Genomic DNA, 8,910 nt, shown 5'->3' with positions numbered 1-8,910 from the left:
GTCCCGTTTCACCGGGGCCCTCCGGGCGCTTCCCTTCGTTCTTGCGTTTCCGACTCTATCAGACTCTTTCCTGTCCGATTCCCGGTCGAAGCGGGATGCTTTCGAGGTTCTTCGCTTTCGCGTTTTCCCTTTCCCGGCGGTTCCAACTTTACCAGACTCTTTTCGTTCCGTTTCCGGTCCGAATTCGATTTCCGGTGGCCTGTGGAGTGGCTTTGCCTTTCGGCGGATCCGACTTTATCAGAGATGCGTGGACCGAATGAACAGTCTGCGATTCGAGATAAAGGGGAATCATTTGGCTCTGACAGGATGTACAAGCTTCCCAGCACGAGCGAGATAGACGCTACGCGCTCCGCTCGCATATGTCTAATCCGAGGTAACCGTTTAAATCTACCTCCCCACATCCACCGTGTCAACGGTTTTTGTGGGCGAGGAGGAGACTAGCAGCTCGGCAGGGGGGAACGCACACCCGTGATCACGCTGCGGTGGGAAGCTCGGCGCTGCGTTCGATCGCAGTCAGGTCCCCGGTGTCGCCGACTCGTACCGCGCGGCGGCCCAGGATGTAGACGTAGGCGAGAAAGGCCAGCTCAGCGGCGATGCCAATGGTGATCCGGGACCAGGTCGGCAGGCCTGAGGGGGTCACGAAGCCTTCGATGACTCCGGAGACGAACAGCACCAGGGCCAGGCCGATGGCCATGCCCAGCGCGGCGCGGCCCTGTTGGGCGAGGGCGGTGCGGCGGGTGTGGGGGCCGGGGTCGATCACCGTCCAGCCGAGGCGTAGCCCCGTACCGGCGGCCACGAACACCGCGGTGAGCTCAAGCAGGCCGTGTGGGAGGACCAGTCCGAGGAAGACGTCCAGACGGCCGGCGGAGGACATCAGGCCTATGCCGATACCGAGATTGAGCATGTTGAGGAAGAGGATCCAGATCACCGGTATGCAGAGGAACGCGCCCAGGACCAGGCACATCGCAGCGGCCTGCGCGTTGTTCGTCCATACCTGTGCCGCGAACGAAGCCGCGGGGTGGCTGGAGTAGTAGGTCTCGTACTCTCCGCCCGGCCGGGTCATGGCCCGGAGGTCCTCCGGGGCGGCTATCGCCGCCTGGACCTCGGGGTGTGCGCCGATCCACCAACCCAGGAGCCCGGCCAGGGCCGTGGACAGCACCGCCGTGGGAGCCCACCAGTGCCGGGAGCGGTAGACCGCCGCGGGGAATCCCGCCGTGAGGAAGCGGGCCGCGTCACGCCAGGAGGCCTTGCGGGTGCCCGCGACCGTCGCCCGGGCGCGGGCCGCAAGCTGGGTGAGGCGGGCGGTGAGCAGGGGGTCGGGAGTGGTCGACCGGATCAGCGAGAGATGGGTGGCCGTGCGCTGGTAGAGGACGACGAGCTCGTCCGCTTCCGCGCCCGTCAGGTGGCGCCCCCGGTGCAGGAGGTGGTCGAGGCGGTTCCACTCCGTGCGGTGGGCGGTGACGAAGACGTCGAGGTCCATGGGCGGCTGTTGCTCCAGGCATGGGTGCGTACGGGGCCGTACTACTGCGGCGCGCTGCCGGTCAGCTTGGCAGACTGGGTCCGGCCGGGGGCAAAGAAGGCCGGGGAAGAGTGGGGGGCGCGATGAGTGAGTTGGTGACCGGGGACGCGGTCGTTCTGGGACTGAGGCCGGCGAGGTTGCCGAGCCGGGTCCTGGCGGCGGCGATCGATCTGACGGTGGTCTTCTGCGTCTTCATGCTGGTCTCGGTCGTGGTGGGGATTGCCTCCGTCACCTTGGACGAAGCCGCCGTCGCGGCCATCGGGGTCGCCTTGTTCCTGCTGGTGCTGATCGGGGGGCCGATCGCGGTGGAGACGCTGAGCCACGGACGTTCCCTCGGGAAGCTGGCCTGCGGGCTGCGCGTGGTGCGGGACGACGGCGGGCCCATCCGGTTCCGGCACGTGCTCGTACGGGGGGCGATGGGGGCCGTGGAGATCCTGATGACGTTCGGGGTCGTGGCCTCGATCGCGTCGCTGGTGTCGGCACGCGGGCGGCGGCTCGGTGATGTCTTCGCGGGGACGCTGGTCATCCGGGAGCGAGTGGCCGCCAAGCGGTCGCCGGCCGTGCCGCCGCCCCCTCCGTGGTTGGTCGGCCGGTTCGTGCAGCTCGATCTGTCGGCCGTGCCGGACGAGCTCTGGCTGGCGATACGGCAGTACCTGACACGGATACATGAGCTGGACCCCGGCGTAGGCGGCTCGATCGCGGGGCGGCTGGCCGACGAGCTGGTGGCGCGGACGGGGATCGCCCCGCCCCAGGGGATCCCGGCGGCCGCGTTCCTGGGCGCGGTGGTTCATGAACGGCAGGCGCGCGATGCCCGGCGGGTGTTCGCGGGGGCGCGGGTCGCGTCCTCCGCGGTACCGGTACCGGTGCCTGTCGGCGGGGCGGCGGGGGTTGCCTGGCCCGTGGGGTCCTTGGGGCCCGAGGGGTCCGTGGGGTCCGCCGGAGTCGCCGGAGTCGTGGGGTCCGCCGGAGTCGCCGGAGTCGCGGGATCCGCCGGAGCCGTGGGGTCCGTGGCGCCTGCCGGGCCTGTTACGTCTGTCGGGTCAGGGTCCTCCGGAGCGGGTGCGCCTGCTGGGGCTGCTGGTCCTGGGGGTGAGGGCCGGAAGGACGCGGGAGTCTCCTCGGCCGGGTTCGCTCCGCCCGGTTAGCCGGAGTTTTCGGCGGCGCGGGGGGACGGGGGTGTCTCCAGGTGCTCCAGCTCGATGCCCGGTGCCGCGAGGACCACGTCTCCGGCCACGTGGACGGTGTGCCGGTCCCCGGTGTCCAGGGCGCTGACCTGGTATTCGTCCACGATCAGGGGGCTGTTGTCAGTGGCGTGCGCTTCACTGTTCACCAGAGCCCAGGACTGGTCGTTGGTACGGGGCGCGAGGACCGGGTCCGTGAAGGTGACCACGCGGACGCGGGTCTCGGGGGAAGCGGGGGTGAGACGCAGCAGTCGGGTCAGGGCGACGAGGAACGCGGGGGATGTTCCGGAGAAGGCGTGGGCGCGGACGTTGCCCTCGGTGGCGTGCGTGCCGGTCGGATCGGTGCGGACCCAGGTGACGCCTTCCAGGGTGGCTCCCCGTACCTGCCAGCTCGCGGAGTGGAGTTCGAGACGGATCGGCCTGCCCAGTTCGTCCAGGGCCAGGTCGACGGAGCCGAGGTGGTCGCCCGAGGGGGACGTGGTCTGGGAGACGTAGCGCCAGCCGGAGGGGCCGGGGGCGCAGTGGAAGTGTTCTTCGCCGAGGGGGGTGTGATCGTGAAGATCGTGGAGCGAATACCTGCCGCGGGGCATGGGGTCCTTCGGGTTCCTCGGGCGCTACGGAGGCGGTAACGGGGCAGGCCCCCGACACGGGGGTGCGGGGGCCTGTCTCGTCAGCCGCCTACTACTGGCCGCTGCTTGGTACGTGCTGCTGAGGCTGGGTGCCGCCGGACGGCCGGGAGGAGATGGTGCCGCCTCCTGGCCGCCGACGGAGCCGGATCAGTAGCGGTAGTGGTCGGGCTTGTACGGGCCGTCGACCTCGACGCCGATGTACGCCGCCTGCTCGGGGCGGAGCGTCGTCAGCTTGACGCCGAGGGCGTCAAGGTGGAGTCGGGCGACCTTCTCGTCCAGGTGCTTGGGCAGCACGTAGACGTCGGTCGGGTACTCCTCGGGCTTCGTGAAGAGCTCGATCTGCGCCAGGGTCTGGTCGGCGAAGGAGTTCGACATCACGAAGGACGGGTGGCCGGTCGCGTTGCCGAGGTTCAGCAGGCGGCCCTCGGAGAGCACGATGAGGACCTTGCCGTCGGGGAACTTCCAGGTGTGGACCTGGGGCTTGACCTCGTCCTTGACGATCCCGTCGATGGCGGCCAGGCCGGCCATGTCGATCTCGTTGTCGAAGTGGCCGATGTTCCCGACGATGGCCTGGTGCTTCATCTTGGCCATGTCCGCGGCCATGATGATGTCCTTGTTCCCCGTCGTGGTGATGAAGATGTCGCCCTGCTCCACCACGTCGTCGAGGGTGGCGACCTGGTAGCCGTCCATCGCCGCCTGCAGCGCGCAGATCGGGTCGATCTCCGTGATGATCACGCGGGCGCCCTGGCCACGGAGGGACTCCGCGCAGCCCTTGCCCACGTCGCCGTAGCCGAAGACGACGGCGGTCTTGCCACCGATCAGGACGTCAGTGGCGCGGTTGATGCCGTCGATCAGGGAGTGGCGGCAGCCGTACTTGTTGTCGAACTTCGACTTGGTGACCGCGTCGTTCACATTGATCGCGGGGAACAGGAGGGTGCCGTCACGGTGCATCTCGTAGAGGCGGTGGACACCGGTGGTGGTCTCCTCCGTGACGCCGCGGATCTCGGACGCCAGCTGGGTCCACTTCTGCGGGGCCTCGCCGAGGGTGCGGTTCAGCAGGGTGAGGATGTGGGCGTACTCCTCGCTGTCCGCCGTCGACGGGTCCGGGGCCGCGCCGGCCTTCTCGAACTCGACGCCCTTGTGGACGAGGAGGGTGGCGTCGCCACCGTCGTCCAGGATCATGTTCGGGCCGCCGGTGGGGGTGTTCGGCCAGGTCAGCGCCTGCTCCGTGCACCACCAGTACTCCTCCAGCGTCTCGCCCTTCCAGGCGAAGACCGGGACGCCCGCGGGGGCCTCCGGGGTGCCGTTCGGGCCGACGGCGATGGCCGCGGCGGCGTGGTCCTGGGTGGAGAAGATGTTGCAGGAAGCCCAGCGGACATCGGCGCCCAGGGCGACGAGGGTCTCGATGAGTACGGCGGTCTGCACGGTCATGTGCAGCGAGCCGGTGATCCGGGCGCCGGCCAGCGGCTGGGCGGCGGCGAACTCCTTGCGGATCGACATCAGGCCGGGCATCTCGTGCTCGGCGAGAGTGATCTCCTTGCGGCCGAAGGCGGCGAGAGAAAGGTCGGCGACCTTGAAGTCCTGGCGGTTGGTGACCGTCGTCATAACGGGGCTGCTCCTCGTGATGGGTCGAGGTGGGCTGTCTGGGCTGACTCTGCGGCGACGGACACACGAATGCCCGAGCGCGTTCGCAGTGCAGTCCGTCGGAGGCCCTCTGTCCCTCGCCCGGCTCGCGTCCGCGGACCGGTCGACCGCCATCAGCAGCGACGTCTGTTCCGTATCCGAATCTACACCGAACGGCCCAGTGACCCCCAGCCCGTTCGTGGAGCCGGGCATGTGTGAGGGGTCACCGGGCCGATCGGGGCCGGTGTGCGGTGGGTCAGTGGCCGAGATCCTTCGGGGCCCTGGGGCCCTTCGGGGCCGGGGCGTCGGAATCATTCGGGGCCGGTGCGCCAGGTGTGTTGCCCTGGTTGGTGCCGGCAGCGGCTTCCGCGTTGAAGATGTCCGGCTCCAGGTAGATCACCCGGGCGATCGGGACGGCCTCGCGGATCCGATTCTCGGCGGCGTTGATGGCGTGGGCGACCTCGGACGCGGTGTCGTCGTGCCGGACCGCGATCTTGGCGGCGACCAGCAGTTCCTCGGGGCCGAGGTGGAGGGTGCGCATGTGGATGATGCCGGTGACGGTCTCACCGTCCACCACGGCCGCCTTGATCTTCTCGACCTCTTCCAGGCCGGCCGACTCCCCCAGCAGGAGGGACTTCGTCTCGACGGCGAGGATGATCGCGATGACGATCAGCAGGACGCCGATGCACAGGGTGCCGATGCCGTCCCATACGCCGTTGCCGGTGGCGAGGGCGAGACCGACGCCTCCGAGAGCGAGGATCAGGCCGACGAGGGCGCCGAGGTCCTCCAGGAGGACGACCGGGAGTTCGGGTGCCTTGGAGCGGCGGACGAACTCGGTCCAGGAGCGGTTGCCGCGCGTCTGGTTGGACTCCTTGATCGCGGTACGGAAGGAGAAGATCTCGGCGATGATCGCGAAGACCAGGACCCCGACCGGCCAGTACCAGGCCGTGATCTCGTGCGGGTGCTTGATCTTCTCGTAGCCCTCGTAGACCGCGAACATGCCACCGACCGAGAAGAGGACGATGGAGACGAGGAAGGCGTAGATGTAGCGCTCACGCCCGTAGCCGAACGGGTGCTCCGGGGTGGCCTCCCGCTTGGCTCTCTTGCCGCCGAGCAGCAGAAGGCCCTGGTTGCCCGAGTCGGCGAGCGAGTGGACGCTCTCCGCGAGCATCGACGAGGAACCACTGAAGAGGAACGCTACGAATTTGGCCACGGCGATCGAGAGGTTGGCGGCGAGTGCCGCCACGATCGCCTTGGTTCCGCCTGACGCGCTCATAGGTGCGTGGTGTCCCTTCGTCGGTGTGCGGCAGGTGGCGCCGCGGTACGGCGGCACATTGTTGCAGCCACGGAGAGGGACGCTGGGTCAGGCCGCCACCGTGGCACGGAAGAGTGTGCCCGATCCCGCGGCTTCCACCGCTTCACCGGCCGGTACGTAGACGGACTGCCCCGGGGACAGGTCCAGTTCGCCGACCCGTACGGTGCCTGCGGTGCAGAGCAGGATCTGGGGGGCGGCGGCGGTCAGTGCGGTGGGCGCGGCACCGGACGCGAGGGTGTAGCGGGACAGGGCGAACTCGTCGACGGGGGTGTCGTACCGCTCCTCGCCGGAAGGTGAGGCCTCGGGGCGCAGGACGCCGGGTTCGGCGGCCTCGAAGCGGACAACGCGCAGGAGTTCGGGGACGTCGATGTGCTTGGGGGTGAGGCCGCAGCGCAGCACGTTGTCCGAGTTGGCCATGATCTCGACGCCGAGGCCGCCGAGATAGGCGTGCGGGACGCCGGCGCCGAGGAACAGGGCCTCGCCGGGCTGGAGTTGTACGTAGTTCAGCAGCATCGCGGCGAGGACGCCGGGGTCACCGGGGTAGTGGTGGGCGATGCGGGCGTACGGGGCGTGGGCGCCGCCGAGGCGCTCAGCGGCGGCGGCCGCCTCGGCCACGGTGTCGGCCACCTCCGCCGGGTCGGCGCCGAGGATCGCCGTGAGCACCTCGCGGAGGGCGGCTTCCTCGGGGTGGGCGCGCAGGAGGTCCACGTACGGCTTCAGGGAGTCGACTCCGAGTGCCTCCATCGCATCCGCCGCCTCGGTGGGCCTGCGAAAGCCGCAGAGGCCGTCGAAAGGCGTGAGGGCGCAGATCAGCTCGGGCTTGTGCTTCGCGTCCTTGTACGTGCGGTGGGGGGCGTCGATCGGGACGCCCCGGGTCTCCTCGTCCTCATATCCCTTCCGGGCCTGGTCCAGGTCGGGATGGACCTGGAGGGAGAGGGGGGCGCCGGCCGCGAGCAGCTTGAGGAGGAAGGGGAGGCGGGGGCCGAACCTGGCGACGGTGGCCGCGCCGAGCTCCCCTTCGGGGTCGGCCGCGATGACGTCGGTGAGGGCGAGCTGTGGCTGCGTGGTGTTGGTGGTGTTGGTGGTGTTGGGCGCGCCGGTGGTGTTGGTCGCGCCGGGGGTGTCGGTCGTGGTCACGGGGCGGGTTATGCGGGATGGGGCCCCTGGATGGGCGCCCATCCACAGCTCGGCCTGCGGTTCGCCGGTGGGGGCGGTGCCGAGCAGGGCCGGGATGGCCGTGGTGGAGCCCCAGGCGTAGGGGCGCACGGTGTTGGACAGCCGGTCCATGGAGTCGTCCTCGGGATCGTGCGGGGGGCTGGGGCGGGGGCGGGGAGCGAGAAGGAGGGCGGTGCGCGGGGGCAGTGCGACCGGGGTGGCGTTTGGTGGGTGGGCCGGGGGGCGATGGTGGTGGGGTGCGGTGCCGTGGGGCGGGCCGGGGCGATGGTGGTGGGGTGGGGCGGCCTTGTCAGGTGGGTGTCGAGGCCAGGGAGAGGTAGACCGCCGCGAAGTCCGTGATCGCAAGTAGTTCGGCCAGAGCTTCCAGTTCGCTGCCCTCGTCCGGTTCCAGTTCGCTGACCGCTGTGTCGTGGCTGAGCGCCAGCTCGCGCGCGGCCGGATAGGCGCTGAGACCGCCCGTGGGGCGGTCCCGGAGCAGGACGACTCTGGCTCTGAGGGTCTCGCCCTCGTCCACCCGGTCGCGGAAGAAGTCGTCCGGGTCCGCGCCGGCCGCGAAGTCCCCCGCGAGGAGGGTGCCGTGCGAGGGCAGGGCCTCGGGGAGTTCGGCGGCGAGGGCGGGGCGGCCCGCGAGTTCGGAGAGTACGGCGGCGAAGCGGCGGCCGACCGGGCCCGCCGCGTCGCCCTCCGTCCACAGCAGCGGCAGGCTGTCGGCGAGCTCGGCGGCGAGCGTCTTGGCCGGGTTGCTGTACGTGGCGATGGCCGGGCCGCAGCGTTCCGCTGTGCGGTCCAGGCGGTCGGCCACCTTATGCAGCTCCTCGGCGGGGGCGGTCACCAGGCCGACTCGGTCGAGCAGGGCCAGCAGCGGGGTGAGCAGCGCCCACAGGGTGCCGGGACCGGCGGCCGAGGTCTCCGCGTCGTACTCGCCGTGCGGGGCGGCCGCCATCGGTACGACCAGGCCGTGCACCCCGTCGACCGCGTCGCGCAGCGGGGAGCGGGTGGGGGCGACGGCGACCACGGTGCAGCCGCGGCGGTACGCCTGCTCGGCGAGGAGGGCGAGGCCCGGCTCGGAACCGTCGGCGGTCGCAATGAGGAGGAGGTCCACGGAGCCGGCCCAGCCGGGCAGGGCCCAGCGCAGGGCGCCGGGGGCGGGCGCGACGCCCGTGGGGTGGATACGGGTCACCGGGGCCGCCGCGCCCGCCAGCGCGCCGATCAGGTCGGCGACGCCGGATGCCGCGGTGCCGGGGCCCGCGACGAGGACGGCGCGGGGGCGGCCCTCCGGGGTCAGACCGCCGATGCCGGCCTCGGCGGCGTGCCGGGCGGCGGTGCGGACCCGAGCGCCCGCTTCGGCGGCGCCGCGGAGCAGGTCGCGTCGGTCGGCCCTGGCCAGGGCTTCCGGGGCGTCGAGCAAGGACTCGTCGAGCATGGCGGTGGGCCTCCGATCACCGGGTGGGGTGCGGGATGCGGGTG

General features: G+C 70.6%; 7 protein-coding genes. 1 reads left to right on the top strand and 6 read right to left on the bottom strand.

Annotated features, from left to right (window positions below):
* Nucleotides 1–472: 472 nt before the first annotated feature.
* Nucleotides 473–1,480, bottom strand: coding sequence for a stage II sporulation protein M (locus ACIQAK_RS25485; protein ID WP_366392804.1), 1,008 nt, complete (start codon nt 1,478–1,480; stop codon nt 473–475).
* A 122-nt stretch (nt 1,481–1,602) separates the two neighbouring features.
* Between ACIQAK_RS25485 and ACIQAK_RS25480 the strand changes: the two genes are divergently transcribed.
* Complete coding sequence (locus tag ACIQAK_RS25480) at nt 1,603–2,664, top strand: RDD family protein (protein WP_366392803.1); 1,062 nt, start codon at nt 1,603–1,605, stop codon at nt 2,662–2,664.
* Here the strand turns inward: ACIQAK_RS25480 and ACIQAK_RS25475 are convergent.
* The 5 genes from ACIQAK_RS25475 to ACIQAK_RS25455 all read right to left on the bottom strand — a co-directional run bounded on the left by ACIQAK_RS25475 (nt 2,661) and on the right by ACIQAK_RS25455 (nt 8,866).
* Entirely contained in the window at nt 2,661–3,290 is a 630-nt protein-coding gene (locus ACIQAK_RS25475) for a hypothetical protein (protein ID WP_366392802.1), read from the bottom strand. The two genes, ACIQAK_RS25480 and ACIQAK_RS25475, sit on opposite strands and share 4 nt — an antisense overlap.
* A gap of 186 nt (nt 3,291–3,476) precedes the next feature.
* Complete coding sequence (gene ahcY, locus ACIQAK_RS25470) at nt 3,477–4,934, bottom strand: adenosylhomocysteinase (protein WP_366392801.1); 1,458 nt, start codon at nt 4,932–4,934, stop codon at nt 3,477–3,479.
* Between the two features lie 274 nt (nt 4,935–5,208).
* On the bottom strand, nt 5,209–6,228 hold the full coding sequence (locus ACIQAK_RS25465; RefSeq protein WP_366392800.1) for a cation diffusion facilitator family transporter: 1,020 nt from the start codon (nt 6,226–6,228) through the stop codon (nt 5,209–5,211).
* An 87-nt stretch (nt 6,229–6,315) separates the two neighbouring features.
* Nucleotides 6,316–7,554: a mannose-6-phosphate isomerase, class I gene (gene manA / locus ACIQAK_RS25460; protein ID WP_366392799.1), complete on the bottom strand. Its 1,239-nt coding sequence runs from the start codon at nt 7,552–7,554 to the stop codon at nt 6,316–6,318.
* A gap of 178 nt (nt 7,555–7,732) precedes the next feature.
* Nucleotides 7,733–8,866 carry an SIS domain-containing protein gene (locus ACIQAK_RS25455; RefSeq protein WP_366392798.1) on the bottom strand — a complete coding sequence of 378 codons (1,134 nt, stop codon included), beginning with the start codon at nt 8,864–8,866 and terminating at the stop codon, nt 7,733–7,735.
* Nucleotides 8,867–8,910 lie beyond the last annotated feature (44 nt).

It is taken from the genome of Streptomyces sp. NPDC088706 (assembly GCF_044752765.1).
Lineage (GTDB): Bacteria > Actinomycetota > Actinomycetes > Streptomycetales > Streptomycetaceae > Streptomyces.
The sequence above is the reverse complement of the archived record's forward strand: the minus strand, read 5'-3'. Positions and strand labels throughout refer to the sequence as shown.